The 26,103-nt window shown below is 47.1% G+C and carries 31 protein-coding genes and 1 riboswitch; of the genes, 30 read left to right on the forward strand and 1 reads right to left on the reverse strand.

Features of this window, described 5'->3' with window-relative positions:
* The first annotated feature begins 27 nt into the window (after positions 1-27).
* The 23 genes from aspA (at position 28) to lysA (ending at position 19,188) form a co-directional block, all read left to right on the forward strand.
* Positions 28-1,455, forward strand: a complete 1,428-nt coding sequence (aspA, locus tag AR442_RS07320) for an aspartate ammonia-lyase (RefSeq protein WP_003153322.1) — start codon at positions 28-30, stop codon at positions 1,453-1,455.
* 141 nt (positions 1,456-1,596) lie between these two features.
* Entirely contained in the window at positions 1,597-3,003 is a 1,407-nt protein-coding gene (gene nhaC / locus AR442_RS07325; RefSeq protein WP_007612350.1) for a Na+/H+ antiporter NhaC, read from the forward strand.
* Positions 3,004-3,015: 12 nt separating this feature from the next.
* Positions 3,016-4,329, forward strand: coding sequence for an NAD-dependent malic enzyme (locus tag AR442_RS07330; protein ID WP_007409402.1), 1,314 nt, complete (start codon positions 3,016-3,018; stop codon positions 4,327-4,329).
* A 110-nt stretch (positions 4,330-4,439) separates the two neighbouring features.
* Entirely contained in the window at positions 4,440-4,730 is a 291-nt protein-coding gene (locus AR442_RS07335; RefSeq protein WP_003153325.1) for a hypothetical protein, read from the forward strand.
* A gap of 56 nt (positions 4,731-4,786) precedes the next feature.
* Entirely contained in the window at positions 4,787-5,014 is a 228-nt protein-coding gene (locus tag AR442_RS07340) for a hypothetical protein (RefSeq protein ID WP_012117898.1), read from the forward strand.
* Between the two features lie 76 nt (positions 5,015-5,090).
* Positions 5,091-5,735, forward strand: a complete 645-nt coding sequence (gene spoIIM / locus AR442_RS07345) for a stage II sporulation protein M (RefSeq protein ID WP_053284902.1) — start codon at positions 5,091-5,093, stop codon at positions 5,733-5,735.
* A 112-nt stretch (positions 5,736-5,847) separates the two neighbouring features.
* Positions 5,848-6,297, forward strand: coding sequence for a ferric iron uptake transcriptional regulator (gene fur / locus AR442_RS07350; protein WP_003153330.1), 450 nt, complete (start codon positions 5,848-5,850; stop codon positions 6,295-6,297).
* Between the two features lie 114 nt (positions 6,298-6,411).
* Complete coding sequence (locus tag AR442_RS07355) at positions 6,412-6,639, forward strand: YqzK family protein (RefSeq protein WP_003153331.1); 228 nt, start codon at positions 6,412-6,414, stop codon at positions 6,637-6,639.
* Between the two features lie 7 nt (positions 6,640-6,646).
* Positions 6,647-7,537 (forward strand): site-specific tyrosine recombinase XerD, encoded by an 891-nt coding sequence (xerD, locus tag AR442_RS07360; RefSeq protein ID WP_007612347.1) that lies wholly within the window; start codon positions 6,647-6,649, stop codon positions 7,535-7,537.
* A 168-nt stretch (positions 7,538-7,705) separates the two neighbouring features.
* On the forward strand, positions 7,706-8,890 hold the full coding sequence (gene deoB, locus AR442_RS07365; protein WP_015417748.1) for a phosphopentomutase: 1,185 nt from the start codon (positions 7,706-7,708) through the stop codon (positions 8,888-8,890).
* 11 nt (positions 8,891-8,901) lie between these two features.
* Positions 8,902-9,720: a purine-nucleoside phosphorylase gene (locus AR442_RS07370; RefSeq protein WP_007612343.1), complete on the forward strand. Its 819-nt coding sequence runs from the start codon at positions 8,902-8,904 to the stop codon at positions 9,718-9,720.
* Positions 9,721-9,856: 136 nt separating this feature from the next.
* Positions 9,857-11,026 (forward strand): D-alanyl-D-alanine carboxypeptidase family protein, encoded by a 1,170-nt coding sequence (locus AR442_RS07375; RefSeq protein WP_021494259.1) that lies wholly within the window; start codon positions 9,857-9,859, stop codon positions 11,024-11,026.
* 95 nt (positions 11,027-11,121) lie between these two features.
* Positions 11,122-11,475 (forward strand): anti-sigma F factor antagonist, encoded by a 354-nt coding sequence (spoIIAA, locus tag AR442_RS07380; protein ID WP_007409411.1) that lies wholly within the window; start codon positions 11,122-11,124, stop codon positions 11,473-11,475.
* Positions 11,472-11,912: an anti-sigma F factor gene (spoIIAB, locus tag AR442_RS07385; RefSeq protein ID WP_003153347.1), complete on the forward strand. Its 441-nt coding sequence runs from the start codon at positions 11,472-11,474 to the stop codon at positions 11,910-11,912. The genes spoIIAA and spoIIAB overlap by 4 nt, the downstream gene beginning before the upstream one ends.
* Before the next feature lie 11 nt (positions 11,913-11,923).
* A complete protein-coding gene (gene sigF / locus AR442_RS07390) occupies positions 11,924-12,691 on the forward strand; it encodes an RNA polymerase sporulation sigma factor SigF (RefSeq protein WP_003153348.1) in 768 nt (255 codons plus the stop codon).
* A gap of 126 nt (positions 12,692-12,817) precedes the next feature.
* A complete protein-coding gene (locus AR442_RS07395; RefSeq protein WP_003153349.1) occupies positions 12,818-13,438 on the forward strand; it encodes a stage V sporulation protein AA in 621 nt (206 codons plus the stop codon).
* Positions 13,428-13,853, forward strand: coding sequence for a stage V sporulation protein AB (locus AR442_RS07400; protein WP_014418289.1), 426 nt, complete (start codon positions 13,428-13,430; stop codon positions 13,851-13,853). Before AR442_RS07395 ends, AR442_RS07400 begins: the two co-directional genes overlap by 11 nt.
* Before the next feature lie 12 nt (positions 13,854-13,865).
* Positions 13,866-14,318 (forward strand): stage V sporulation protein AC, encoded by a 453-nt coding sequence (spoVAC, locus tag AR442_RS07405; RefSeq protein WP_053284901.1) that lies wholly within the window; start codon positions 13,866-13,868, stop codon positions 14,316-14,318.
* Between the two features lie 11 nt (positions 14,319-14,329).
* Positions 14,330-15,346, forward strand: a complete 1,017-nt coding sequence (gene spoVAD, locus AR442_RS07410; RefSeq protein WP_015240132.1) for a stage V sporulation protein AD — start codon at positions 14,330-14,332, stop codon at positions 15,344-15,346.
* Positions 15,347-15,697 carry a stage V sporulation protein AE gene (gene spoVAE / locus AR442_RS07415; RefSeq protein WP_007409415.1) on the forward strand — a complete coding sequence of 117 codons (351 nt, stop codon included), beginning with the start codon at positions 15,347-15,349 and terminating at the stop codon, positions 15,695-15,697.
* 3 nt (positions 15,698-15,700) lie between these two features.
* Positions 15,701-16,309 carry a stage V sporulation protein SpoVABEA gene (spoVAEA, locus tag AR442_RS07420; RefSeq protein WP_087920769.1) on the forward strand — a complete coding sequence of 203 codons (609 nt, stop codon included), beginning with the start codon at positions 15,701-15,703 and terminating at the stop codon, positions 16,307-16,309.
* Positions 16,263-17,744, forward strand: coding sequence for a spore germination protein (locus tag AR442_RS07425; RefSeq protein ID WP_017418066.1), 1,482 nt, complete (start codon positions 16,263-16,265; stop codon positions 17,742-17,744). The genes spoVAEA and AR442_RS07425 overlap by 47 nt, the downstream gene beginning before the upstream one ends.
* Before the next feature lie 124 nt (positions 17,745-17,868).
* The gene (lysA, locus tag AR442_RS07430; protein WP_012117893.1) at positions 17,869-19,188 is read left to right on the forward strand and encodes a diaminopimelate decarboxylase; all 1,320 of its coding nucleotides are present in this window, start codon (positions 17,869-17,871) and stop codon (positions 19,186-19,188) included.
* Between the two features lie 44 nt (positions 19,189-19,232).
* On the opposite strand, the gene AR442_RS07435 is transcribed toward lysA, so the two are convergent.
* On the reverse strand, positions 19,233-20,132 hold the full coding sequence (locus AR442_RS07435; RefSeq protein ID WP_014418285.1) for a DUF1002 domain-containing protein: 900 nt from the start codon (positions 20,130-20,132) through the stop codon (positions 19,233-19,235).
* A gap of 284 nt (positions 20,133-20,416) precedes the next feature.
* Between AR442_RS07435 and AR442_RS07440 the strand changes: the two genes are divergently transcribed.
* The 7 genes from AR442_RS07440 to AR442_RS07470 all read left to right on the forward strand — a co-directional run bounded on the left by AR442_RS07440 (position 20,417) and on the right by AR442_RS07470 (position 26,088).
* A complete protein-coding gene (locus tag AR442_RS07440) occupies positions 20,417-20,848 on the forward strand; it encodes a peptidylprolyl isomerase (protein ID WP_003153363.1) in 432 nt (143 codons plus the stop codon).
* A 149-nt stretch (positions 20,849-20,997) separates the two neighbouring features.
* Positions 20,998-21,489, forward strand: a complete 492-nt coding sequence (locus AR442_RS07445) for a CcdC protein domain-containing protein (RefSeq protein WP_014418284.1) — start codon at positions 20,998-21,000, stop codon at positions 21,487-21,489.
* An 80-nt stretch (positions 21,490-21,569) separates the two neighbouring features.
* Positions 21,570-22,145, forward strand: a complete 576-nt coding sequence (gene lepB, locus AR442_RS07450; RefSeq protein ID WP_014721447.1) for a signal peptidase I — start codon at positions 21,570-21,572, stop codon at positions 22,143-22,145.
* A gap of 246 nt (positions 22,146-22,391) precedes the next feature.
* Positions 22,392-22,736 (forward strand): hypothetical protein, encoded by a 345-nt coding sequence (locus tag AR442_RS07455; protein ID WP_003153366.1) that lies wholly within the window; start codon positions 22,392-22,394, stop codon positions 22,734-22,736.
* Between the two features lie 119 nt (positions 22,737-22,855).
* Positions 22,856-23,002: riboswitch (FMN riboswitch) on the forward strand.
* 131 nt (positions 23,003-23,133) lie between these two features.
* Positions 23,134-24,249, forward strand: coding sequence for a bifunctional diaminohydroxyphosphoribosylaminopyrimidine deaminase/5-amino-6-(5-phosphoribosylamino)uracil reductase RibD (gene ribD / locus AR442_RS07460; protein WP_014418282.1), 1,116 nt, complete (start codon positions 23,134-23,136; stop codon positions 24,247-24,249).
* Positions 24,230-24,877: a riboflavin synthase gene (gene ribE / locus AR442_RS07465; RefSeq protein ID WP_007409425.1), complete on the forward strand. Its 648-nt coding sequence runs from the start codon at positions 24,230-24,232 to the stop codon at positions 24,875-24,877. Before ribD ends, ribE begins: the two co-directional genes overlap by 20 nt.
* A gap of 14 nt (positions 24,878-24,891) precedes the next feature.
* A complete protein-coding gene (locus AR442_RS07470) occupies positions 24,892-26,088 on the forward strand; it encodes a bifunctional 3,4-dihydroxy-2-butanone-4-phosphate synthase/GTP cyclohydrolase II (protein WP_014418281.1) in 1,197 nt (398 codons plus the stop codon).
* Positions 26,089-26,103: the final 15 nt, after the last annotated feature.

The following is a 26,103-nucleotide window of genomic DNA, read 5'->3' on the forward strand; positions in this document are numbered from 1 at the left end:
ACCACAAAGAGAAAGTAGGGTTTTAGCATGACAAACGCGCAAAAAGAATATCGTCAGGAAAAAGATTTCCTCGGAGAAAAACAAATTGAAGCTGATGTGTATTACGGAATACAAACGCTGCGCGCGAAAGAAAACTTTCCGATTACCGGATACCGCATCCACGAAGAAATGATTAATGCGCTCGCCATCGTCAAAAAAGCGGCGGCGCTTGCCAACATGGATGTAAAACGGCTGTATGAAGGAATCGGGAATGCGATTGTACAGGCCGCAGATGAAATTCTTGAGGGAAAATGGCATGACCAATTTATCGTCGATCCGATCCAAGGGGGAGCCGGAACGTCCATGAACATGAATGCCAACGAAGTAATCGGCAACAGGGCTCTTGAAATCATGGGGCATAAAAAAGGTGAATACATTCACCTCAGCCCGAACACACACGTCAACATGTCACAATCGACGAACGACGTGTTCCCGACGGCAATCCATATTTCAACCTTGAAACTTTTGGATAAGCTCCTTGATACGATGGCGCATATGCTCAGTGTCTTTAAAGATAAAGCGAAACAATTTGATTCTGTCATTAAAATGGGGCGCACACACCTTCAGGACGCTGTGCCGATCCGTCTCGGACAGGAATTTGAAGCATACAGCCGCGTGCTTGAGCGTGACATAAAGCGAATTAAACAATCCCGCCAGCATCTGTATGAAGTAAACATGGGGGCAACGGCCGTAGGTACGGGACTTAACGCCGATCCGCGCTACATAGAACAGGTTGTGAAGCACCTGGCTGACATCAGCGGACTGCCGCTTGTCGGCGCCGGCCATTTGGTTGACGCCACACAAAACACTGATGCGTATACGGAAGTTTCAGCCGCGTTGAAAGTATGCATGATGAACATGTCTAAAATCGCCAACGATCTGCGCTTAATGGCTTCAGGTCCGCGCGCGGGACTTGCGGAAATTTCACTGCCCGCCCGTCAGCCGGGATCATCCATTATGCCTGGGAAAGTCAACCCTGTAATGGCAGAGCTGATCAACCAAATCGCCTTCCAGGTCATCGGGAATGACAATACGATCTGCCTCGCTTCAGAAGCGGGCCAGCTGGAGCTTAACGTAATGGAGCCGGTGCTCGTATTTAACCTGCTTCAATCCATCAGCATCATGAATAACGGGTTCCGTTCATTTACCGATCATTGTCTGGCGGGAATTGAAGCCAACGAAAAACGTCTGAAGCAATACGTGGAAAAAAGCGTCGGCGTCATTACAGCGGTCAATCCGCACCTCGGGTATGAAGCGGCTGCGCGAATTGCCCGTGAAGCAATCATGACGGGGCAATCTGTAAGAGATCTTTGCCTTCAAAATGATGTACTGACAGAAGAAGAATTGGATATCATTTTGAATCCGTATGAAATGACAAAACCGGGAATTGCCGGAAAAGATCTATTAGAAAAATAAATTTTAAAGCAACAACAGCCGCCTTTTCACGTTTTTTAGTGAATAGGCGGTTGCCATACAAAGGGATGAGGCAGTATAGTATAATTTGTTATATCATTTGATGAAAGCGTTTTAGCTTTTTTCTTCTAGGGGGATTTTCTTGTGAAAGAGGTCAGATTGCCAAATTTATTGGAAATAATTATCTTATTATTCGGGTTTTTAGCACTTGTCTTATCGTTCACAGTGTTTTTAGACCTGCCGATCCAGCTAGCTCTATTAATATCCTGGTTTTTCGCTATTATTCTCGGAGTCAGGCTGGGATATTCATATAAAGACTTGCAGGATTCGATTGTCACCGGGATATCAAACGGTCTTGAAGCGGTGTTGATTCTTGTTTCGGTCGGTGCGCTCATCGGGACATGGATTGCCGGCGGCGTTGTGCCGACGTTAATTTATTATGGTTTAGAGTTTATTAATCCTCATGTTTTCCTGCTTGCTACACTGGTTATTTGTTCCGTTATGTCCGTTGCGACCGGAACGTCGTGGGGAACCGTGGGTACAGCGGGGATCGCCATGATTGCCATCGGAGAGGGAATGGGTATACCGCTTCCGATCGTAGCGGGAGCCGTTTTGTCCGGCGCTTACTTCGGAGACAAGCTTTCACCGCTGTCTGACAGTACGGTGCTTGCCTCCACGCTTTCTAAGGTGGATGTGCTGTCACACGTCAGAGCGATGATGTATCTGTCAATTCCGTCCTATATTATTACGGCCATTCTGTTTACCGTAACGGGATTTATATACGGCGGAAAAAATATTGATCTCGACAAAGTGGAATTTTTAAAATCTTCATTGCAGAAAACGTTTGACATTCATATATGGATGCTCATTCCGGCTGTTGTCGTCGTTGTCCTTCTGATTTTGAAAAAGCCGTCTATGCCCGTTATTATCATCGGTGCTTTGCTTGGCGCAATCTGGGCTTCCGTCTTTCAGGGAATGAATTTTGCCAGTGCCATCGCGACTGCTTATAATGGTTTTTCTATTAAAACGGACGTCGAATTTTTAAACGGCCTGTTAAACCGCGGAGGCATTACCGGTATGCTGGATACGTTAGTCGTTATCCTGTTCGGTCTTGGTTTTGGAGGAATTCTTGAGAAGCTCGGCGTATTAAAAGTGATTGTCTCAACTTTTGAGAAAAAGCTGACCACACCGGGAAATGTGACGCTTTCGACATTGATCGTCGCCCTTTTAGGAAACATTTTCGGCTGTGCGATGTACGTGTCATTGATTCTGACGCCGAAAATCATGGAGAACAGTTATGATAAACTGAAACTTGACAGAAGAGTTTTATCCCGGAACGCAGAGGTGGGCGGCACGCTTACTTCAGGGATGGTGCCGTGGTCTGATAACGGCATCTATATGGCCGGCATTCTCGGCGTATCCACATTTTCTTATCTGCCGTTCATGTGGCTCAGTTTTGTATCTATCGGACTGGCAATATTGTACGGATACACGGGGAAATTCATTTGGTACACGAAAGAAAAATCCTTACAATCTCAAAAATTGGGTTAGGAGGTTCATTTCATGATTACAAAGCATATGATTCGGACGTTAATGATTGAAACGCCGACTGTTCCCGGAAATCTCGGAAAAGTGGCAACCGCCATCGGAGTGATGGGCGGAGATATCGGGGAAGTTGAAACCGTTAAAGTCGGCCCGAACTACACAATGCGCAACATTACGGTGCAGGCTGAAAATGAAGAGCAGCTGCAGGAAATCATTCAAGCCATTGAAGCTCTCGGTGAAGGCATCCGTCTTCATACAGTCTCAGATGAAGTGCTCTCTGCTCATGAAGGCGGCAAAATTCAGATGAAAAGCAAAATGCCGATCCGGACATTGGCTGAGCTTGGCCGTGTTTATACGCCGGGTGTCGCCGATGTGTGCAGACTGATTGAAAACGAGCCTGAAAAAGCGTCCATCTATACGACAATCAGCAATTCTGTCGCCATTGTCACCGACGGCACGGCGATTCTCGGCCTCGGCAATATCGGCTCTGTCGCCGGAATGCCCGTAATGGAAGGGAAAGCCGCGCTTTTTGACCAGCTGGCGGGTATCAGCGGAATTCCGATTTTGCTCGATACCTCTGATCCGGAAGAAATCATTCGCACGGTAAAACATATTTCTCCGGGGTTCAGCGGAATTCTGCTTGAAGATATCGGTTCGCCTCACTGCTTTGACATTGAAGACCGCCTGAAAGAAGAACTGGACATTCCGGTTATGCACGATGACCAGCACGGCACGGCGGTCGTCACGCTCGCCGCCGCCATTTCCGCTTGTAAAAGCGCCGGTCTTGATTTAAAAGAAGCGAAGGTCGGTCAGATCGGTCTCGGCGCGGCAGGCGTCGCCATCTGCCGCATGTTTATGGCATACGGAGTCAAAGCGGTCTGCGGAACGGACAAGTCAGAAGACGCAATGAACCGCCTCGCTCAGTACGGAGGTCAGCCGCTTGGAAGCATCAAAGAATTAATGGACACGTGTGACATTGTGATCAGCACCACAGGAGTTCCGGGTCTCATTAAAAAAGAGGATGTCAGAAAAGGACACGTCATTCTGGCTTTATCTAATCCGAAGCCGGAGATTGAACCGGAAGAGGCATTACAAGCCGGAGCCGCTTATGCAGCTGACGGCCGTTCGGTCAATAATGTTCTCGGCTTCCCGGGGATTTTCCGCGGCGCGCTGAACGCCAAAAGCAAGAAAATCGACCATGAAATGCTTGTGGCGGCCGCAGAAGCCATCGCCTCTTGCACAAAACACGGCGATCTCGTGCCTCAGCCTTTGGATGCGGACGTGCATCAGGCCGTATCAGCAGCCGTAGAACGGGCTGCGGCAGGAAAATAAACAACTCTTACAGTACCGGACATGTGCCGGTGCTGTTTTTTTCATGAATAGGAAGCGGAATTCTTAGGCAGGCTAACAGATAGCAAAAGACGGAATAAAGAGGTGTCGATGTGGATTATTTTCCGCTGATCCATACAAATATTTGGGATGCTGTGATCGGCGTGCCGGTCGTCTTATGCGTCACACAGCTGATCAAAGTGTTCTGCCGGGTTCCGGGCATATTCGTTCCCACGATTGCCCTTGCTGCCGGAAATGTTGTGTCTATCGTTTTCGGTCATCATGAACACGTGTATGCGGGGATTTTTATGGGGTTTTTTTACGGATACGCCGCAATGGGGAGCTATTCATCTGCCAAAACGTCTCTGCGCGCTTACCGGTCGAAACATGAGCCGTATTCATGAACACATCTGGATTTTTTTGTTATGATAAAGAAAAGGGAAAAAGGAGCGATTGGCACATGGCGAAGAGCAAAACGAAAAAAATGCGGGAGCATCTCAAAAGAAACGGGATGCGTGACGCAGTCCTGTCAAGGGGGACGGCGCCGTCTTTCAGCACCCATGAAAGAGTGACGAAAACCAAAAAAGACAGGCTTGAAAGAATAAAGCATAAAAAAAGGAACCCCTATGATCACCGGAGTGATGACGGGGGTTCTTTTTTTATGCCGGAATCTCGCGCCTTTCTATGATTTCTCTGTCATGTTTTCTCTTTTCTTTCATACAATCTACTAAATCAAGTCAATAGATTAGCGGGAGGAAAGCGGTATGAGAAAACAATCGTACAAAGAACTGTTTTTTCGCCATGTAAAGGATCATCTGTCACTTTATATATTTGTGTTCGTCTTGTTTTTGATGGGGGTCATTTTCGGGGCAATCATCGTCAACAGCATGACCATCACGCAGAAAGAAGATCTGTATTACTATTTAAGCAAGTTTTTCGGACAGCTGTCTGACGGAAAACATGCCGGCGCTTCAGAAATGTTTTGGCAGGCCGTCTTTCATGATGTAAAATATTTGGGGCTGATGTGGATTCTCGGTATTTCCGTGATCGGTCTTCCGGTTATTTTCATTATGGTGTTCTTAAAAGGAATCGTCGTCGGCTTCACGGTCGGTTTTTTAGTGAATCAAATGGGGATGAACGGGTTTTTCCTGTCATTTATTTCGGTTCTGCCGCAAAACATCGTTCTCATTCCGGCATACCTTATCATGGGGACATGCTCCATCGCTTTTTCCCTGAAATTGATCCGGCAGCTGTTTGTCAAACGCAGCCTTCATGACGCGCCGATCCAATGGTTCGGACGCTACGCCTTCGTGCTGATTCTCATCGTTTTCTTCTCGGTCATCGCCTCGCTGCTCGAGGCGTACGTGTCTCCGCTGTTTATGGAAAAGCTGTTATCACGCATATTTTAGAATGATTATCACAAAATAATACTTTTATTTATCAGTTTATAATAATTATAGTTGGAACTCTGCGCGTATTTTGTTATAATGAGTCATGGAATGCGGCGTAGGAGGGAAAGACATGGAAAACCGTATTGATCGAATTAAAAAGCAGCTGCACTCGTCAAGCTACAAGCTTACGCCACAGCGGGAAGCAACGGTAAGAGTGCTGCTTGAAAACGAAGAAGACCATTTAAGCGCAGAAGATGTATACCTCCTCGTAAAAGAGAAATCTCCTGAAATTGGTCTCGCTACAGTATACCGTACATTAGAATTATTAACAGAATTAAAAGTCGTTGATAAAATTAACTTCGGGGACGGCGTATCCCGCTACGACCTTCGCAAAGAAGGCGCGGCTCACTTTCATCACCATTTGGTGTGCATGGAGTGCGGAGCCGTCGATGAAATTGAAGAAGATCTGCTTGAAGACGTTGAAGAAGTGATTGAACGTGATTGGAAATTTAAAATTAAAGATCATAGATTGACTTTTCACGGAATCTGCCACCGCTGCCGCGGGGATGAAACAGAGTAAAAGCCTACGAACCTTTTCTGCCAGGAAAGGGTTTTTTACTGTTTTTATGTATAAAAGCCTTTGAAATTGGCATAAGGTGTACTAACAGCCGCCAAAGAAAGGGTCGATCGAAAGATGGGCAGATTCTTAAAAACAGCCGCGGATACGATCAAAGTGTTTATACTGTTCACAGGTTTTACCGCGCTGTTCTATTATGCTATGATATGGGTGAATTCAGAGTATGAAAACTATCATCGGTACGATAAACCGGAAGGCTCCGCCGTCAAAGTGGCCAAAACGGAACATGAGGAGAAAGACGGCTGGTTCGGCCGATTGATCTTTTTTTACCAAAACGGGGAGTAGATCGAGAGTGAAGGATCAAATTAAGGATTTCATCCATTACGTGAGGGTTGAAAGAGGGCTGTCCCAAAATACGATGATGTCCTATGAGCGTGATCTGAAAAGTTATTCTCTCTTCTTAACTGAAAGCCTTCAGATCACTTCATGGAATGATGTGACCCGTCTTCATATTATTCAATATTTAAAGCATATAAAGGACTCCGGGAAATCCGGCAAGACGTCTGCCAGGCATTTGGCGTCAATCCGGTCTTTTCATCAATTTCTGTTAAGGGAAAAAGCCGCGGATAAAGATCCTTCGGTACATATTGAAACACAAAAAACAGAGCGGACGCTTCCGAAAGTATTGGCGCTTCACGAAGTTGAGCGGTTATTGGACACGCCTAAGCTTGACAGCCCGTTCGGTCTCAGGGATAAAGCCATGCTTGAACTGCTGTACGCGACCGGCATCAGGGTCAGCGAGATGATCGAGCTGAAATTATCCGACGTCCATTTGACGATGGGATTTGTCCGCTGCTTCGGAAAAGGGCGGAAAGAGCGGATTGTGCCGATTGGTGAAGCCGCTTCTCATGCGATAGAAGCGTACATTGAAAAAGCCAGAGGGAAATTATTAAAGAAAAACGTAACCGAAGCGCTTTTTCTGAATCATCACGGCAGGCAGATCAGCCGTCAGGGATTCTGGAAAAACCTGAAAAAAATCGCCCTTGAAGCGGGGATTAAAAAAGAGCTGACACCGCACACGCTCCGGCACTCCTTTGCAACGCACCTGCTCGAAAACGGCGCGGATCTGCGCGCCGTGCAGGAGATGCTCGGACATGCCGATATTTCCACGACGCAAATTTATACGCATGTGACGAAAACAAGGCTGAAGGACGTGTACAAACAGTATCATCCGCGCGCTTAGGAGCCGCTGCCAGAGGGGCCGCGGCTTTTTTTGCCGGATTGGCGGAATACAGAGAAGGTTCTAATTATTTGAATCGGCATTGTCAACAAGAATGTAAACGGTTTATACTTGAGTTGTCTGACCTCTGTAAGCTACAATGGACAGATGGAAGAAAAGGAGGCTTTTATGATGTCTGAATACAAATATAACCGGGTATTTTTGATCGTAATGGATTCTGTCGGAATCGGTGAAGCGCCGGACGCCGCCGATTTTAATGATATAGGCGCAAATACGCTCGGACACATCGCAGAGCACATGAACGGCTTACATATGCCCCATATGGCGCAGCTCGGTCTCGGACTGATCGGAGACATTAAGGGCGTGGAAAAAACGGAGCACCCTCTTGCGTACTACGGAAAAATGCAGGAGGCGTCAAACGGGAAAGATACGATGACGGGGCACTGGGAGATTATGGGCCTCTACATTGAAAAACCGTTTAAAGTGTTCCCGGAAGGATTTCCGGATGAACTTCTTCAGGAACTTGAGCGGCGTTCAGGACGGAAAATCATCGGCAATAAGCCGGCTTCAGGCACGGCAATTCTGGACGAGCTCGGAAAAGAACATATGGAAACGGGTGCGCTGATCGTTTATACATCAGCAGATTCCGTACTGCAGATTGCGGCTCACGAAGATGTCGTTCCGCTTGACGAGCTGTACAGCATCTGTGAAACGGCAAGAGAACTGACGCTTGATCCGAAGTACATGGTCGGCCGGATTATCGCAAGACCGTTCGTCGGAGAACCGGGCAGCTTCAAACGCACGCCGAACCGTCATGATTATGCGCTCAAACCGTTCGGCCGCACGGTAATGAACGGAATGAAAGACAGCGGATTAGACGTCATTTCCATCGGCAAAATTTCTGATATTTATGACGGAGAAGGCATTACATCTTCCCGCCGCACGGTATCTAATATGGACGGCATGGACAAAGTGATTGAAACGCTCGGTGAAGAGTTTACGGGCCTGAGCTTTGCCAACCTCGTTGATTTTGACGCGCTGTACGGACACCGCCGCGATCCGGAAGGGTACGGAAAAGCGCTCGAGGAATTCGACGCGAGGCTTCCGGAAGTGTTTGAAAAAATGAAAGAAGACGATCTGCTTATCATCACTGCGGATCACGGCAATGATCCTGTCCATCACGGCACGGATCACACGCGGGAGTATGTGCCGCTTCTTGTTTACAGCAAAAAGCACAAACACACTGAACAGCTGCCGCTTGCGGATACATTTGCCGATATCGGCGCAACCATTGCGGATAATTTCAAAACGGAAAAGCCGGAATACGGAAAAAGCTTTTTATCAAGATTACAGTAGGGGGACTTTTTTTGAAACAAAAGATCGAACGTGCTGCTGCATTTATTAAAGAACACGTGAAAGAAACACCAAAGATCGGTCTGATTTTAGGGTCAGGGCTCGGCGTATTGGCCGATGAAATTGAAGGAGCTGTCAAGCTTACATATGAAACGATCCCTGATTTTCCGGTCTCAACGGTAGAAGGCCATGCCGGCCAGCTTGTGATGGGAACGCTTGAAGGCGTGCAGGTCATCGCGATGCAGGGCCGCTTTCATTACTATGAAGGCTACTCAATGGATCAGGTCACATTTCCCGTCCGCGTGATGAAGGCGCTCGGCGTTGAATCTCTTGTCGTGACGAACGCAGCCGGCGGTATCAACACTGAATTCCGCGCCGGCGATCTGATGATCATTACAGACCACATCAACTTTACGGGCACCAACCCGTTAATCGGGCCGAACGAAGCTGAATTCGGACCGAGATTCCCGGACATGTCAGAAGCCTATGACAAAGAGCTGTCAAGCTTGGCTGAAAAAACGGCCGATGAGCTGGGCATTCCTGTTCAAAAAGGGGTGTATACAGCTGTTACGGGGCCGTCTTACGAAACGCCTGCTGAGGTTCGGTTTTTAAGAACGATGGGTTCTGACGCTGTCGGCATGTCGACCGTGCCGGAAGTCATCGTCGCCAACCACGCGGGGATGCGCGTGCTCGGCATCTCATGCATTTCCAACGCAGCGGCAGGTATTCTTGACCAGCCGTTATCCCATGAAGAAGTAATGGAAATGACGGAAAAAGTAAAAGGCGGCTTTTTGAAGCTTGTAAAAGCCGTAGTCGCACGATCTCAAAAATAAGTCAGCATAAGTCAGCTGTTTCTTCGGAAGCAGCTGTTTTTTTATGCCCTCAACACGAAACATTTTCCAGATAAGGCGTATAAAACCACCGGATTTGGAAAAAATAAAAAGGATTATGAAATGGAGGGCTTTGGAGATGAAACGTCTTATATCCACTTTGTTGATTGGCATTTTATTAACGGCATCAGCACCGTCCGCTTTTGCAAAGCCGGACGGAAAACATACATCGGAGCTCGCTCATGAAGCCAAAAGCGCCGTGCTGATTGAACGCGATACGGGAAGCATTCTTTATAACAAGAACAGCCGGGAGCGTCTGGCGCCGGCAAGCATGACAAAAATTATGACCATGCTTTTAATCATGGAAGCGCTTGACAAAGGGAAAATAAAGATGAGCGATAAAGTCAGGACGAGTGAACATGCCGCGTCCATGGGCGGATCACAGATTTTCCTTGAACCCGGAGAAGAAATGACGGTAAAAGAAATGCTCAAAGGAATTGCGATAGCTTCCGGAAATGACGCATCCGTCGCAATGGCGGAGTATATCGCCGGTTCAGAAGAGGATTTCGTCAGCCGGATGAACAAAAAAGCAAAAGAATTGGGATTGAAAGATACCTCCTTCAAAAACCCGACGGGACTGCCTGAAAAAGACCATTACAGCTCTGCTTATGACATGGCGAAAATGGCGAAGGAATTATTAAAGTATGATAAAATCACTCAATTTACGGGAACGTATGAGGATTATTTAAGAGAAAATACAGACAAAAAGTTCTGGCTCGTTAATACAAACCGGCTGATCAAATTTTATCCGGGTGTAGACGGCGTGAAGACGGGCTTTACAGGCGAAGCGAAGTATTGTTTAACCGCCACCGCTAAAAAAGGAAATATGAGGGTCATTGCTGTCGTTTTCGGAGCCAGCACTCCGAAAGAAAGAAACGCCCAAGTGACCAAAATGCTTGATTACGCCTTCAGCCAGTTCAAAACACACCCGCTGTACAAACGGGATCAAATCGTCGGAACGGTAAAAGTAAAAAAAGGAAAACAGAAACTGGTTAAGCTGACCACATCTGAGCCGATTTCTCTTCTGGCCAAAAAGGGAGAGAACATGGACAAAGTAAAAAAAGAAGTGAAAATCAACGGCAATGTAACAGCTCCGGTTAAAAAAGGAGAGGTGCTCGGCAGCCTCGTTCTGAAAAAAGACGGAAAGGTGCTCGTTGAAAGCCCGGTCACGGCAAAAGACGACATGGAAAAAGCGGGTTTTCTCACTTTTCTGAAGCGCACGATGGGGGATTGGACAAAATTTAAATAATCGTGGCGAACGGGCACTAGTTTTGTCATAGTGAAGGAATTGCTTTCCCGAAAATCGAAACACTCATTATCCGATCATATCAAGGAGGAATGAGCATGAGCCTTGGAATTGACTTTCATGTCAAAGAATCCGTGCTTTGTATTCGATTAACAGGTGAACTCGACCATCATACGGCAGAATCATTAAAACAAAAGGTTACTGAATCGCTGGAGGCTGACGGCATCCGTCACATCGTGCTGAACCTTGAAGATCTTACCTTCATGGACAGCTCCGGCCTCGGCGTGATTTTAGGGCGTTATAAACAAATTAAACAGCTCGGCGGAGAAATGGTCGTGTGCGCGATTTCGCCCGCGGTGAGACGTCTGTTTGACATGTCCGGCCTGTTTAAAATCATCAGGTTTGAACAATCAGAACAAAAAGCGCTTTTAACGTTGGGGGTGGCATCATGAAAAACGAGATGCATCTTGAATTTTCAGCCCTCAGTCAGAACGAATCGTTTGCGCGCGTAACAGTTGCTTCTTTTATCGCACAGCTCGACCCGACGATGGATGAGCTGACGGAAATCAAGACCGTCGTATCAGAAGCGGTAACAAACGCGATCATCCACGGCTATGAAGAAAACTGCGACGGAAAGGTGTACATCTCCGTTACGCTGGAGGATCATGTCGTCTATCTGACCATACGTGACGAAGGCCTCGGGATCACGGATCTTGAGGAAGCGCGCCAGCCGCTCTTTACGACAAAACCCGAGCTTGAGCGCTCCGGAATGGGCTTTACCATTATGGAAAACTTCATGGATGATGTCACGATTGATTCCTCGCCGGAGATGGGAACGACGATACGCTTAACAAAACACCTATCAAAAAGCAAAGCGCTTTGTAATTAAGGAGATTTGTTATGGATGTGGAGGTTAAGAAAAACAGCAAAAACGCGCAGCTCAAGGACCATGAAGTCAAAGAATTGATCAAAAAGAGCCAAGAGGGCGACCAGCAGGCAAGAGACCTCCTCATAGAAAAAAACATGCGTCTTGTGTGGTCCGTCGTTCAAAGGTTCTTAAACAGAGGCTATGAGCCGGACGATCTGTTTCAGATCGGCTGTATCGGATTGTTAAAATCCGTTGATAAATTCGATTTGTCCTATGATGTCCGTTTTTCAACTTATGCCGTGCCGATGATTATCGGAGAAATCCAGCGCTTCATCCGCGATGACGGAACCGTCAAAGTATCAAGATCTTTAAAAGAGCTCGGCAATAAAATACGCCGGGCGAAAGATGAACTGTCAAAAACATACGGAAGAGTGCCGACCGTCCAGGAAATCGCGGACCATTTAGAAATTGATGCGGAGGATGTGGTGCTTGCGCAGGAAGCGGTGCGGGCGCCTTCATCCATTCATGAGACCGTGTATGAAAATGACGGAGACCCGATCACCCTGCTTGATCAGATCGCCGATCATTCAGAAGAGAAGTGGTTTGACAAAATCGCCCTCAAGGAAGCGATCAGTGATTTGGAAGAACGGGAAAAACTCATTGTCTATCTGAGATATTATAAAGATCAGACACAGTCGGAGGTAGCCGAACGGCTCGGGATTTCCCAAGTCCAGGTATCGAGGCTGGAGAAAAAAATATTAAAGCAGATTAAAGTGCAGATGGATCATACGGAAAGCTGACCTTTTACGGGCCGGCTTTTTTTATTTGTGCATCGGTGGTAATTTATGGTCTTTTGCCGCTGATGAATGAGAACAAAAGTGAACCACATACTACATATATAACCACCCGAAAGATGGTGATGCAAGATGGAAAGACGAATATTTCTCAGACTTCGCCACCGCGTGAAGGCTCATACCGGAGATATCATCACAGTCGGCGACGCCGCGCAGATCGCGGGACAGCAAAAGCTGAAAAAAAAACTGTCGGCACTGCCGCTGTATAAGGTCACGAAAAAAGACAAAAATATCGTCGTGCTGGACATTATAAAAGTGCTGAAAACCATTCATACCGCTTTTCCTGCGCTTGATGTACAGACCGTCGGCGGCGCTGAAACGATAGTGGAAATCCATTACCAGAAAAAGCAGCTGTCAGCCGTTTTGTTCGTCGGTGTCTGGCTCCTGCTTTTTATCGGTTCATGTCTTGCCATTATGAATTTTCATGAAGATGTCAGTATGAGAGAAGTTCATATCGCCTTATATGAAATCATAACGGGCGAACGGAATGAATACCCGTATCTGCTTCAGATTCCATACAGCATCGGCCTCGGTCTCGGTATGATCGTCTTTTTTAATCACATCTTCAAAAAACGCCTGAATGAAGAGCCAAGCCCGCTGGAAGTCGAGATGTTTAATTATCAGCTTGATCTCGATCATTATGTCGCAATGCACGAAAATGAAGAGACGATGAAAGATCTGCATGATCGTTAGCATTCTTTTCGTTATGTTTGTCGGGCTTGGCGGAGGGCTGACCGTGGGGGCAGGCTTTGTGGCTTTTTTAACCGTTATGGGAATCGTCCCCCGCCTTATGCAGCTGACAAAAACAATGCGCTTTGTACAGGCCTACGAAGGAGCTGTTATTTCAGGAGCTGTGTTCGGCGGCTGGGAAACCTTAAATATGAATCATTTTTTTTTATCTGAATGGCTGGCCGTTCCGGTCGGGCTTTTGGCCGGCATGTTTGTCGGCATGCTGGCCGCCGCGCTTACAGAAGTGCTGAATGTGCTTCCCATTCTTGCCAAACGGATCGGCTTCGGCAGCAAAATCATCATATTGCTGATGGCCATTGTGTTCGGCAAAATAGCCGGCTCTTTATTTCATTGGCTGTATTTTATCCATCATTCATAAGGAGGAACCGACGTGACAAACTTAAAAGAAAATTACAAAACAAAAGTGAAAGACTATCAGCCGAAACCGCCATATGTTTGGAATTGCGTCAAAGCCTTTCTGATCGGCGGTTTGATCTGTCTGATCGGGCAGGCTCTTCAAGACTTTTACATCCACTTTTTTAATTTTAATGAAAAAACAGCGGGCAACCCGACGTCCGCCACTCTTATTTTAATTTCCGCCCTTTTGACCGGATTCGGCATTTATGACAGACTCGGGCAGTTTGCCGGAGCGGGTTCAGCCGTGCCGGTGACGGGTTTTGCAAACAGTATGACAAGCGCGGCTCTGGAACACAGAAGTGAAGGACTCGTGCTCGGAGTAGCGACAAACATGTTTAAATTGGCGGGAAACGTCATTGTATTCGGCGTCGTGGCAGCCTATATCGTAGGCCTGATACGGTTTGCTTTTGAAAAACTGTTTTCGTAGGAGGAGAAAAAATGAAATTGACCGGAAAGCAAACCTGGGTGTTTGAAAACCCGTTATTTGTAAATGCGGCGGGGACGGCAGCCGGGCCGAAAGAAAAAGACGGCCCGCTCGGTTCGCTGTTTGATAAGACATACGATGAAATGCATTGCAATCAGAAAAACTGGGAAATGGCGGAACGTCAGTTAATGGAAGATGCCATCAACTCCGCTTTGCAAAAACAGAATTTGAAAAAGAGCGATATTGATTTGTTACTCGCGGGGGATCTTTTAAATCAAAATGTGACCGCCAACTACGTCGCCAGACATCTGAAAATTCCGTTCCTCTGTCTGTTCGGCGCCTGTTCGACATCAATGGAAACGATTGCGGTCGCATCCGCGCTCATTGACGGCGGTTTTGCGAACCGGGCGATCGCAGCCACGAGCAGCCATAACGCGACGGCAGAACGGCAATTCCGCAATCCGACGGAGTATGGCGGGCAAAAACCGGATACCGCCACTTCAACAGTCACGGGGGGCGGGGCGGTCATCATCAGCCAAAACCCTTCTGACATCAAGATTACAAGCGCAACAGTGGGAAAAGTAAGCGACCTCGGAATTACAGACCCATTCGATATGGGGTCGGCCATGGCGCCCGCCGCTGCCGACACAATCAAACAGCACCTGCAGGACTTAAACCGCACGGCGGATGATTATGATCTGATTTTAACGGGTGACCTTTCAGGCGTTGGCTCGCCGATCGTGAAAGATTTGCTCAAAGAAGAAGGCTATCCCGTGGGAACGAAACACGATGACTGCGGTCTTCTCATCTATACGCCGGACCAGCAGGTGTTTGCGGGAGGAAGCGGCTGCGCCTGCTCCGCGCTTGTTACGTACACACATATTTTTAATCAATTAAAAGCAGGGACTCTAAACAGGGTACTCGTTGTCGCGACAGGAGCGCTTTTAAGTCCGACAATGATCCAGCAGAAGGAAACCATTCCGACCATCGCGCACGGTGTGGTATTTGAGCGGGCGGGAGGTGCATCATAAATGGAATATCTGTTGGCTTTTGTTTGCGGGGGAATCATATGCATTATCGGTCAGCTGCTGCTTGACATTTTTAAACTGACACCCGCCCATGTAATGACAACTTTTGTCGTCATCGGCGCCTTGTTAGATGGGTTCGGAATATATGACAAATTTATCGAATTCGCGGGCGCGGGCGCGACGGTTCCCATCGTCAGCTTCGGTCACAGCTTATTGCACGGCGCCATGCATCAAGCTCACGAGCATGGATTTATCGGGATCGCCATGGGGATTTTTGAACTTACTTCCGCCGGTATATCTTCAGCGATTTTATTCGCATTTCTTGTAGCCGTTATTTTTAAACCGAAAGGATAATGCCTGATGACGAAACGGAAGGTCATTCTTGTGACAGACGGGGACGTATACGCCGCCAAAACAATTGAATATGCCGCGGAACAAGCAGGCGGACGGTGTATTTCCCAATCAAAAGGCAATCCGTCAACGAGAAGCGGCCCCGAACTTGTTCAGCTGATTAAAGCCGCGCCGAATGACCCGGTGTTTGTCATGTTTGACGATTCAGGCCTGCAAGGGGAAGGGCCGGGCGAAACGGCGCTGAAATATGTCGCCTCACATCAGGACATTGAAGTGCTGGGGGTGATTGCGGTCGCTTCTAAGACCCATCAGGCTGAATGGACGAAAGTCGATGTCTCCATTGACCGTGATGGAGAAGTGACGGAGTTTGGCGTCGATAAAACCGGAATGAGAGAAATGGACGAGCACAGAATGAACGGAGATACGGTGTATTGTCTGGATAAATTGGACGTTCCCCTCATTGTGGGAATCGGCGACATAGGAAAGATGGGGAGAAAAGATGACATATCCAAAGGCTCGCCGATTACGATGAAGGCGGTCGAATTCATTTTAGAAAGGAGCGAAAGCCATGCCGGAAAAACCGGAAAACATGATCAAGGTGTACCGGGATCCTAGAAAAAATGAACAATTTTTTAAAGACCGCGTCGGTATGGGAACGAGCTATGATGTCGGCGTCCGCAAAGTTCGAGTATTAGACCGGGAAGTCCAGATTTACTTTGTCAACGGATTAACCGATACTTTGTTTATCATTCATTTAATGGAACAGCTCGTCGACGTCAATAATTATGACGAAAATGCGGATGAAGCGATTGACGTTGTTGAAAACAGGCTTGTCAATCAGCAGGTCCAAAAAGTCAAAACGCTCGACGAAGCAACGGATCAAGTGCTTTCCGGACTTGTCGCCGTTATCGTTGAAGGCGCGGGCTTCGCTTTCGTCGTCGACGTCAGAAGTTACCCCGGACGCACACCTGAAGAACCGGATACGGAAAAGGTCGTCCGCGGGGCAAGAGACGGTTTTATCGAAAATATCGTCATTAATACAGCATTGATCAGAAGACGAATCAGGGACGAAAGGCTCCGCGTCAAAATTACGAAAGTCGGCGAGCGCTCTAAGACCGATCTTGCGATTGTGTATATAGAAGACATCGCGGACCCGGACCTTGTCAGCATCGTCGAAAACGAAGTGAATGCGATTGACATTGACGGATTGACGATGGCTGATAAAACGGTGGAGGAATTCATCGTCAAACAGGGCTACAACCCGTTTCCGATGGTCAGATACACGGAGCGGCCGGATGTGGCCGCCAATCACATTTTAGAAGGGCACGTCATCATCGTCGTTGATACGTCACCGAGCGTGATCATAACGCCGACCACGATTTTTCACCATGTTCAGCATGCGGAAGAATACAGGCAGGCGCCTTCAGTGGGAACATTTTTAAGATGGATCAGGTTCTTCGGTATTATCGCTTCAACTGTTCTGCTTCCGATCTGGTTCCTCTTTGTTCTTGAACCGTCTCTTCTGCCTGAAAGATTGGATTTTATCGGTTTAAATAAAAATACGCATATCCCGATCATTCTGCAAATCTTTTTGGCCGATTTGGGGATTGAGTTTCTCAGGATGGCCGCGATCCATACGCCGACCGCTTTATCCACCGCCATGGGTCTGATTGCGGCGGTGCTGATCGGTCAAATCGCCATAGCGGTGGGGCTGTTTTCAGCAGAAGTGATTCTGTACGTATCGATCGCCGCCATCGGATCATTTACGACCCCGAGCTATGAGCTCAGCCTCGCCAATAAAATGATACGCCTCATCTTAATGGTGCTCGTGGCCATTTTCCAAGTGAAAGGCTTTGTGATAGGTTTTACATTGCTGCTGATCATAATGGCGAATATCCGCTCGTTTCATACGCCGTATTTATGGCCGTTTTTACCGTTTAACGGCAAGGCGCTGTGGCAGGTGCTCGTCCGGACGACAGTGCCGGGAGCGAAAGTCAGACCGAGCATTGTTCACCCGAAAGACCGTCAAAGACAGCCAAGCGGTTCATAATCGCATTGAAACCGACAGAAGATTATGATATTGTATGTCTTAACTTATACGGGACTTGTATAAGGACAGCTCAAAAGAAGCTGTCCTTTTCACCCATATGCGGATCAGAAAGAGGGAATGAGCATTGTTCTTACATGGCACAAGCAGACAAAACAAACTAGGTCATTTGGAAATCGGAGGTGTGGACGCGCTGTATTTAGCGGAGCATTACGGCACGCCTCTTTATGTTTACGATGTGGCTTTAATACGTGAGCGCGCTAAAAGCTTTAAACAGGCATTCATTGACGCGGATTTAAAGGCGCAGGTCGCGTACGCGAGCAAGGCGTTTTCTTCCGTTGCGATGATACAGCTCGCTGAGCAGGAGGGGCTCTCATTGGACGTTGTATCCGGCGGAGAGCTGTTTACGGCGGTTGCGGCTGGTTTTCCGGCTGACAGGATTCATTTTCACGGCAATAACAAAAGCGAAGAAGAGTTGAAAATGGCGCTCGATCATCAAATCGGCTGCATCGTCGTTGATAATTTTTATGAAATTTCCTTACTCGCGGAACTGTGCCGCAAATCAGGGCGCACAATGGATGTGCTTCTGCGGATCACTCCGGGGGTAGAGGCGCATACGCATGATTATATTACGACGGGACAGGAAGATTCCAAATTCGGTTTTGATCTGCATAACGGGCAAATAGAAAAGGCGATTGAACAAGTATTACAGTCGGACCATATCCGCCTTCTCGGCGTTCACTGCCACATCGGATCGCAAATTTTTGATACGGCGGGCTTTGTGCTGGCCGCAGAAAAAATCTTCGCAAAACTGAATGAATGGAGAGAATCATTCGGCTTTGTCTCTGAAGTGCTGAATTTAGGGGGAGGCTTCGGCATCCGCTACACGGAGGAGGATGAACCTCTTCATCCCGCCGTTTATGTGGAAAAAATTATCGAAGCGGTAAAAGAAAACGCAGCGCTGCACGCTTTTGACATTCCGGAGATCTGGATTGAACCGGGACGCTCGCTCGTCGGAGACGCCGGAACGACGCTTTATACCATCGGTTCGCAAAAAGAAGTGCCCGGCACCCGTAAATATGCAGCGGTTGACGGGGGCATGAGCGATAATATCCGTCCTGCACTGTATCAGGCGAAATATGAAGCCGTATCGGCAAACAGAATCGGAGAACACCACGACAAAACGGTATCCATCGCGGGTAAGTGCTGTGAAAGCGGGGATATGCTCATTTGGGATATAGACCTTCCGGAAGTGAAAGAAGGCGATCTTCTCGCCGTTTTCTGCACGGGAGCGTACGGATACAGCATGGCTAACAACTACAACCGCATTCCGCGTCCCGCCGTCGTTTTTGTGGAAGACGGCGAAGCGCATCTTGTCATTAGAAGGGAAACTTATGAAGACATTGTAAAACTGGATCTGCCGTTTAAGACGGGGGTCAAACAATAAATAAAAAAGAGACCGGAACGATGGCGTCCGGTCTCTTTTTGCATTCAGCTGTTAGAACTTGATCCGCTGTCTCCTGTAAATACAGACACGATCGCATTCCAAATCGAAGCGAAGAAATCAATGACTTTTTGAACAAAGCTTTTGCCTTCATCGGATTGAATGAACTTCGTGATTTTGTCTTTTGCCTTATCGAGCTGGCTGCCGACTTGGCCCCAATCAATCTTGGCGTTTTTCATTTTATTAAACAATGAAACGAGCTGGTCTTTTTGAGCGTCAGTCAGTGTAATGTTAAGGTTTGAAGCCGCATCATCGACCTTTTTCTCGATTCCTTCTTTTGTATCGGGCACACCGTTTTTCGCGAAATCATCTTTAATATTTGCGATGAGCGCGGAGGCGTTTTTATCCCCGATTTTATCCCCGAGATTTGAAGTGGTGACAAGCTCTTGGTTGGCGACCTGTTTTACATCTTCTGAAATCGCTTTGTCTGATGAGACTTCATATGCCTTGATGATTCCAGTTAATGCTGCGGTGCCTGATACCTCAAACGGCGCCGTCACGTATACTTTTGCATCTTTCACTCCTGCTGTCATCAGGGCGTTTAAGTACATTTCATCCGTGATGGAATCGATATTATGGGTCTTAACGTCAAGCCCGGACCCTTTCTTTGCCACCGTGATGGATGATGAAGAGATGGCTCTTGTGCCGATTTGGGCATTCGATATATATTTTCCCAGATATTCATGTTCTTCTTTATTCGTGACCGTCACTTTTGTCGCGTTATCAGGGACATTTAATTCGTCAAGCACTTTCTGCCGGTTTTCGTTTGACAGATCCGCCCCCAGTGTGACGATGACATCTCCGACTGCGGCATCGGCCAGGCTGATTTTCGGTATTGTGCACAATACAACGGCCGCCGCCAGCAATCCAATCCACATTTTTTTCAAAGCGGTTAACCTCCTTCTTTTCACAAATGCCGTTTTGAAGCGGTTTGTGAGGGCCTGCGTGAAGCAGTTCCGATACATAGACGGCTGTGAAGCTGTTCTGGTTTCATTTTCTTTCTGCGGAAGCGGGGAGATTCGTTTTCCGGCTGAAGGTGTGGTATAATAGCCGCGAAAAGAAGAGCAGAGGCCTCTTCCTTCAAAAGAATATCAAAAAGAAAGCCGGCTTACAATTGAAATTCATATTGAAGAAGGCTTTGACAAAAAACAATACGGAAGTAGGAATGAGAATGAAAACTGGTTACATCGAAATGGAAAACGGCAGCAGAATCGAATTTGAACTTTATCCGAATGAAGCGCCTAATACAGTCGCTAACTTTGAAAACCTGGCGAATACGGGCTTTTATGACGGCGTTATTTTCCACCGCGTGATTCCGGGCTTTGTCAGCCAAGGCGGAGATCCGACTGGGACAGGCATGGGCGGAAGCGGAAAAACGATCAAATGTGAAACAGAAGGCAATCCGCATAAGCACGAAGCCGGTTCTTTATCAATGGCGCATGCCGGTAAAGACACGGGTTCAAGCCAATTCTTCATCGTACATGAGCCGCAGCCGCATTTAAACGGCGTTCATACTGTATTCGGAAAAGTGACAAGCGGTTTAGAGCATGCGAAAAACATGTCTAACGGAGACAAAATGAAAGAAATCCGTGTAGAAGGATAATGACGTAAAACCCGCCTTTTTCAGGCGGGTTTTTTTGTGTATATGAAAATTCTCATGTGTAAATCATGAAAAAATACATATATGAACATCAGCGATCATTCTGGTATAGTGAAAAAGACCGATTACAACAATGAAAAGAGGTAGAAACGTTGGTTCAATTGGCAACCGTTTTATTTGTCATTATCATTCTCGCACTTATGATTTGGTTCAGGGTGAAAAAGGGAAACAGGCCGATTAAAGGCGGCGGCTTCGGCATCATTCTCCCGCTTTTGATTATCGCCGTCATTTTTACATTCAGCATCAGCCAGCTCATGAATATCCCGGGAAAGCCGTTTCATTTTCCCGCTCTTTGGGAGCTCGCCATCGCCGGACTGTTAGGCGCGGTATTCGGTGTCATCATGCTGTCGCAAACCGCCTATGAAATCCGGGAAGACGGCTTTGTCTACTCCAAGCGGAATAAAAACTTTAAATATGTCATTATCGCGATTATTGCGATCCGCATCGTGCTCAGCCAATATTTCAAAAACATTGACGCGGCGGAATTCGCCGTTTTAACGATGGAACTTGCTTTTGTGTATTTGTGCATTTGGCGGATCGGAAGCTTTGTGAAATACCGTAAAATCAGCAAATCCGGCTTATAAAATGAAAAAAATGGATGGGGTGCGGGGCTTATTTGCCCTCTGTGCAGGGATTCATGGTAAAATAAAAACGACCATGGCTTATGGGAGGAAATCACTTGAAATCAGAAAAAGAAAAAACTTCTAAAAAAAGCGCCGTACTTGATTGGGCGAAAGCCATTATCATCGCTGTCGTTCTGGCACTGCTCATCCGAAACTTTTTATTTGCCCCTTATCTCGTTGATGGAAGATCAATGGATCCGACGCTGCATGACCGCGAGAGAATCTTTGTCAATATGACGGTCAAATACATAAGCGACTTCAAACGCGGCCAGATTGTCGTTCTGAACGGAGAAAATGAACACTATGTCAAACGGATTATCGGACTTCCCGGCGACACGGTGCAAATGAAAAACGATCAGCTGTATATCAACGGCAAAAAAGTGTCCGAACCGTATTTAGCGGCAAACAAGAAAAAAGCGAAGCAAGACGGCTATGACCGGCTGACGGAAGACTTCGGCCCGGTGAAAGTGCCGGACGACAAATATTTCGTCATGGGTGATAACCGCAGAGAATCTATGGACAGCCGTAACGGCCTCGGTCTTTTTACGAAAAAACAAATAGCGGGCACATCAAAATTCGTCTTCTTCCCGTTTAACGAAATTCGCAAGACGAAATAAACCGTACAGGCAGTTTTCTTATAAGAAAACTGCTTTTTTTATATAAATTTATCTTTCCACCCTCAAAAACAGAACATAAATTCGTATATCTATTTAATAGATAGAAAGTTTTACAGATACATGAAACATCTTCCCTTTATGAAACGTTATATGAATAACTCACGCAGGGAAGAACGGTTTTCTATTCATGAAAAAAAGGAATATGACATAGTAATGAATAGATTGATACGGGCTGGAGGTAGAAAAATGGGAAGAATTAAAACAAAAGCAGCCATTTTACTTGTACTGCTGCTGTTATTGGCGGGCGGTTATATGGTCATAAACGATATTGAACTGAAAGACGTGCCGACTGCAATCGGACAAACCCTGTCCCAGGAAAAAGAAGAATATACAGTCAAAACATATAAAATTACGAAAATCGAAGGAACTGAGTACCACGGTACGGCAGCAAACGGCACAAAAATTATTTTTAACGGCGACAAGCTGAAGCAGGATCTCTCCGATGTGAAAAAGGGAGATAAAATTAAAGCGTATTTCAGCAAATCAAACCGGATTGACGGCTTATTGAAGGTCGTCAAAGTGAACGAATAAATAAAGGCGCCTTTTATGGGAAAAGGGCGCTTTTTATTTTTCTGAATAATTAGGTGCAAATTCATTGCGCCTGCCGCAAAGGATGTTATAATAGCGGATAAGGACAAAAAAATATTGATTGTATCCTTCGGGGCTGGGTGAAAATCCCGACCGGCGGTAATAAGGCGCTTTGCGCTTTACAGCCCGTGACCCGTATGCATCTGTATACGGTGGATTCAGTGAAAAGCTGAAGCCGACAGTGAAAGTCTGGATGGGAGAAGGATGAGAGAAGCTATGCAAAAAATAAACTTACTGTATAGGCTTATTTCCTATGGATTAAAACTGGCAAAGCCCCGAACTGTGTAAACATTCGGGGCTTTTTTGACGCCAAATTGCGTGGAAGAAGGGAGGGATAACGATGGAAGAATATTATATGAATACGGCAATAGAACTTGCCAGACGCGGTGAAGGACAGACACAGTCCAATCCTCTTGTCGGCGCTGTCGTCGTCAAAAACGGACAGATCGTCGGAATGGGCGCCCATTTGCAATACGGTGAAGCGCATGCCGAGGTTCACGCGATTCATATGGCCGGCAGACACGCAAAAGGCGCCGATTTGTATGTGACGCTGGAGCCTTGCAGCCATTACGGAAAAACACCGCCATGCGCCGAACTGATAATAAAGTCGGGGATAAAAAGGGTGTTCATCGCTGTGAAAGATCCGAATCCGCTTGTAGCCGGAAAAGGCATCGGAATGCTGGAAGCAGCGGGCATCGAAGTGAAAACCGGACTTCTCAGGCAGCAGGCAGAAGAGCTGAATAAAATGTTTCTTCACTTCATGCGGACCGGACTTCCGTATGTCACCTTGAAAGCGGCCGCGAGCCTTGACGGGAAAACAGCGACTGAAACCGGTGACAGCAAATGGATTACATCAGAGGCGGCAAGGCTTGATGCCCAGCAATACAGGAAATCGCATCAAAGCATTCTTGTCGGAGCAGGCACAGTCAAAGCCGATAATCCGAGCCTGACCTGCAGGCTTCCTGATGCAGTGAAGCAGCCGGTCAGAGTGATTCTCGATACAAAGCTGACCATTCCTGAAACGGCAAATGTGCTCACTGACGGCGCTGCGCCGACATGGATATTTACGGCCAAAGATGCAGACGTGCAAAAGAAAGACCGGCTGACCGCACTCGGAATAAAAGTTATTCCGCTGGATACAGACCGCATTCACGTCCCTGAAGTGCTCAGCATTCTCGCTGAAAACGGCATAATGTCCGTTTATGTGGAAGGCGGAGCATCCGTACACGGAAGTTTTGTCAAGGAAGGCTGTTTCCAAGAGCTTCATTTCTATTTCGCCCCTAAATTAATCGGAGGAACGCTTGCTCCCAGCTTGATCTCCGGTGAAGGTTTTCAATCAATGAAAGATGTCCCCCATTTACAATTCACACAAATCACCCAAATCGGGCCGGATATAAAACTGACGGCCATACCTAAAGATGGAAAGGATGGTGACGATGTTTACAGGAATCGTTGAAGAAACAGGCACGATCCAAGCAATCAAAAAGACAGGCCTTTCCATGGCATTAACCATCGCCGCTTCAAAAGTGACAAGTGATGTGAAGCTTGGCGACAGCATTGCGGTAAACGGCATCTGCCTGACCGTAACCGGATTTTCTGACAATCAATTTACGGTTGATGTCATGCCGGAAACAGTGAAAGCCACTTCGCTGAACGGCTTGTCAAAAGGCAGTAAAGTAAACCTGGAAAGAGCGATGTCCGCCAACGGACGGTTCGGCGGCCACTTTGTATCAGGGCATGTGGACGGAACGGCGGAAATTACGCGGATCGAGAAAAAAAGCAACGCGGTCTATTACGATTTAAAACTTTCGCCGGAATTGACAAAAACGCTCGTATTGAAAGGTTCAATTACGGTAGACGGCGTGAGCCTGACGATTTTCGGTCTATCAGACGAAAGCGTGACGGTATCCATCATTCCGCATACCATCTCAGAAACGATTTTTCAGACGAAAACAGTCGGATCGACCGTAAATATTGAGTGTGACATGATCGGTAAATACTTATACCGCTTTTTGCACAAAACAGAACAAACGAAAAGCAATCAAACTATCACGGAAGCCTTTTTAAGCGAGAACGGCTTTTAGAAAGGAAGATCGATATGTTTCATCCGATAGAAGAGGCGTTAGAGGCGCTGAAAAAAGGTGAAGTCATTATTGTTGTTGATGATGAAGACAGAGAAAACGAAGGAGATTTCATAGCGCTGGCTGAGCATGCCACGCCGGAAGTGGTTAATTTTATGGCGACCCATGGGAGAGGCCTGATCTGCACGCCGCTGTCTGAAGACATCGCCGGCCGGCTGGATCTTCACCCGATGGTCGATCATAATACGGACTCACATGAGACCGCGTTTACGGTCAGTATTGACCACAGGCTGACAAAAACGGGCATCAGCGCTCAGGAACGATCCTTTACCATTCAGGCGCTGTTGAACGAAGAATCTGTGTCTGACGATTTTCAGCGTCCGGGCCACATTTTCCCCTTAATCGCAAAAAAAGGAGGCGTCCTGAAGCGGGCCGGCCATACGGAAGCAGCCGTTGACCTTGCAAAAGCCTGCGGATCTCAGGGAGCGGGCGTCATTTGTGAAATTATGAATGAAGACGGCACAATGGCCAGAGTGCCGGAGTTAGCCGAAATCGCCGAACGCCACCAGCTGAAAATGATTACGATAAAAGACTTAATAGAGTACCGTTACAACATTACGACACTTGTGAACAGAGAAGTTGATATTACGCTGCCGACTGACTTCGGCACGTTTAGGGTTTACGGATATACAAACGAGGTTGACGGAAAAGAACATCTCGCCTTTGTCATGGGGGATGTCCCGTTTAACAGCGAACCCGTTCTTGTCAGAGTGCACTCAGAATGCCTGACGGGCGATGTGTTTGCATCCCATCGCTGTGATTGCGGACCTCAGCTTCATGCCGCGCTTGCGCAAATTGCTGAAGAAGGCCGCGGCGTTCTATTGTATTTGCGCCAGGAAGGCAGAGGAATCGGTTTAATCAATAAGCTGAAGGCGTACCGATTGCAGGAACAAGGGTATGACACGGTTGAAGCGAACGAAGCGCTCGGCTTTCTGCCTGATCTGCGCAACTACGGCATCGGCGCCCAGATTCTCCGCGACTTAGGGGTTCAGCATATGAAACTTTTAACCAATAACCCCCGGAAAATCGCCGGCCTCGAAGGATACGGTCTCAGCATTTCAGAACGGGTGCCGCTTCAAATGGAAGCGAGTGAGCATAACAAGCAATATTTACAGACCAAAATGAAAAAACTTGGACATCTGCTTCATTTCTAAAAACAAATCTCACAA

Origin of the sequence: Bacillus velezensis (assembly GCF_001461825.1) — a bacterium.
GTDB classification, from domain to species: Bacteria; Bacillota; Bacilli; order Bacillales; family Bacillaceae; genus Bacillus; species Bacillus velezensis.

Coding starts and splice junctions, on each gene's coding strand:
- aspA (WP_003153322.1), top strand. CDS start 28: ATGACAAACGCGCAAAAAGAATATCGTCAGGAAAAAGATTTCCTCGGA.
- AR442_RS07330 (WP_007409402.1), top strand. CDS start 3,016: ATGATTACAAAGCATATGATTCGGACGTTAATGATTGAAACGCCGACT.
- AR442_RS07340 (WP_012117898.1), top strand. CDS start 4,787: ATGGCGAAGAGCAAAACGAAAAAAATGCGGGAGCATCTCAAAAGAAAC.
- spoIIM (WP_053284902.1), top strand. CDS start 5,091: ATGAGAAAACAATCGTACAAAGAACTGTTTTTTCGCCATGTAAAGGAT.
- fur (WP_003153330.1), top strand. CDS start 5,848: ATGGAAAACCGTATTGATCGAATTAAAAAGCAGCTGCACTCGTCAAGC.
- AR442_RS07355 (WP_003153331.1), top strand. CDS start 6,412: ATGGGCAGATTCTTAAAAACAGCCGCGGATACGATCAAAGTGTTTATA.
- deoB (WP_015417748.1), top strand. CDS start 7,706: ATGTCTGAATACAAATATAACCGGGTATTTTTGATCGTAATGGATTCT.
- AR442_RS07375 (WP_021494259.1), top strand. CDS start 9,857: ATGAAACGTCTTATATCCACTTTGTTGATTGGCATTTTATTAACGGCA.
- spoIIAA (WP_007409411.1), top strand. CDS start 11,122: ATGAGCCTTGGAATTGACTTTCATGTCAAAGAATCCGTGCTTTGTATT.
- spoIIAB (WP_003153347.1), top strand. CDS start 11,472: ATGAAAAACGAGATGCATCTTGAATTTTCAGCCCTCAGTCAGAACGAA.
- sigF (WP_003153348.1), top strand. CDS start 11,924: ATGGATGTGGAGGTTAAGAAAAACAGCAAAAACGCGCAGCTCAAGGAC.
- AR442_RS07395 (WP_003153349.1), top strand. CDS start 12,818: ATGGAAAGACGAATATTTCTCAGACTTCGCCACCGCGTGAAGGCTCAT.
- AR442_RS07400 (WP_014418289.1), top strand. CDS start 13,428: ATGATCGTTAGCATTCTTTTCGTTATGTTTGTCGGGCTTGGCGGAGGG.
- spoVAD (WP_015240132.1), top strand. CDS start 14,330: ATGAAATTGACCGGAAAGCAAACCTGGGTGTTTGAAAACCCGTTATTT.
- spoVAE (WP_007409415.1), top strand. CDS start 15,347: ATGGAATATCTGTTGGCTTTTGTTTGCGGGGGAATCATATGCATTATC.
- AR442_RS07425 (WP_017418066.1), top strand. CDS start 16,263: ATGCCGGAAAAACCGGAAAACATGATCAAGGTGTACCGGGATCCTAGA.
- AR442_RS07440 (WP_003153363.1), top strand. CDS start 20,417: ATGAAAACTGGTTACATCGAAATGGAAAACGGCAGCAGAATCGAATTT.
- lepB (WP_014721447.1), top strand. CDS start 21,570: ATGGGAGGAAATCACTTGAAATCAGAAAAAGAAAAAACTTCTAAAAAA.
- AR442_RS07455 (WP_003153366.1), top strand. CDS start 22,392: ATGGGAAGAATTAAAACAAAAGCAGCCATTTTACTTGTACTGCTGCTG.
- ribD (WP_014418282.1), top strand. CDS start 23,134: ATGGAAGAATATTATATGAATACGGCAATAGAACTTGCCAGACGCGGT.
- ribE (WP_007409425.1), top strand. CDS start 24,230: ATGTTTACAGGAATCGTTGAAGAAACAGGCACGATCCAAGCAATCAAA.
- AR442_RS07470 (WP_014418281.1), top strand. CDS start 24,892: ATGTTTCATCCGATAGAAGAGGCGTTAGAGGCGCTGAAAAAAGGTGAA.